Annotated in this window: 1 protein-coding gene and 1 pseudogene; both read left to right on the forward strand. The window is 71.0% G+C overall.

Annotated elements, in window-relative coordinates:
* Positions 1 to 150: 150 nt before the first annotated feature.
* Positions 151 to 522: pseudogene (locus MFF55_RS26360) on the forward strand (IS110 family transposase); the annotation flags it as partial.
* A 71-nt stretch (positions 523 to 593) separates the two neighbouring features.
* Positions 594 to 1,079: a transposase gene (locus tag MFF55_RS26365; protein WP_238247187.1), complete on the forward strand. Its 486-nt coding sequence runs from the start codon at positions 594 to 596 to the stop codon at positions 1,077 to 1,079.
* The last annotated feature ends 24 nt before the right edge of the window (positions 1,080 to 1,103 follow it).

Here is a 1,103-nt window from a genome sequence, read left to right on the forward strand (position 1 = left end):
ATGTGTCAGGCTGGAAGCGGGCGGGAGACCGTTGGGTCCGTGGTGGCAACACCGTAGTCCGGCCAGGTCCCCGCCCGCCCCTGAAGACCCGCAACCTGAACAGTTGATCGAGGCCGCGCCAACGGACCTCGCAGCACAGGGAGAGGCCCCATGATCATAGCCCCTGGCTTCATCGGAATCGATGTCTCCAAACATCATCTCGACGTGTTCGACGCCACCCTCGGCGTCACCGCGCAGATCGCCAACACGCACGATGCCCTCGCGCCGCTGATCGCACGCTGGCGCGGACAGGCGCTCCTCGTCGTGTTCGAGGCGACCGGCCACTACGACCGCCGGCTGCGCCAGGCGCTCGCGGCGGCCGGGATCGCCTACGCCCGGATCAACCCGGCCCGGGCCCGCGACTTCGCCCGCGCCGCCGGCTTCCTGGCCAAGACCGACCGGATCGATGCGCGCATGCTGGCCGCCCTCGGCCAGTGCCTGCGCCCGCCGCAGCAGACGGAGCCGGAGACCGCGCGCACGGACCTCGCCGAGGCGCACAAGCGGCGCGACCAGCTCGTCCAGATCCGGCAGCAGGAGCGCGCCCGCCGCAGCGAATGCGAGACCACGGCCTTGCCGACATCGAGGCGGTCCTCGCCTGCCTCGATGCGCGCATCGCGTTCTGGGACGCCGAGATCAAGGACCAGATCGCCCGGTCCGAGACGCTGGCTCACGCGGAACAGCGCCTGCGCTCGATCCCCGGCATCGGGCCGGTCGCGGCCACCACCCTGCTCGCCCGCATGCCCGAGCTTGGACAGCGCTCGCCCAAGACCATCGCCGCCCTGGCCGGCCTCGCCCCCTTCACCGTCCAATCCGGCCAGTGGAAGGGCCGCGACCGCATCCAGGGCGGACGCAAGCGCGTGCGCGACGCCCTCTACATGGCCGCCGTCTCCGCTGCCCGCGCCGCACCCCGCTTCAAAGCCTTCTACCAGGCCCTGCGCGACGCCGGAAAACCGCCCAAGCTCGCCCTCGTCGCCATCGCCCGAAAGCTCATCACCATCGCCAACGCCGTCCTGCGCGACGACAAAGCCTTCCAGCCGTGACCGACCTCACAACACAGTTGCCGG

Origin of the sequence: Methylobacterium iners (genome assembly GCF_022179305.1) — a bacterium.
In the GTDB taxonomy this organism is placed as follows: domain Bacteria; phylum Pseudomonadota; class Alphaproteobacteria; order Rhizobiales; family Beijerinckiaceae; genus Methylobacterium; species Methylobacterium iners.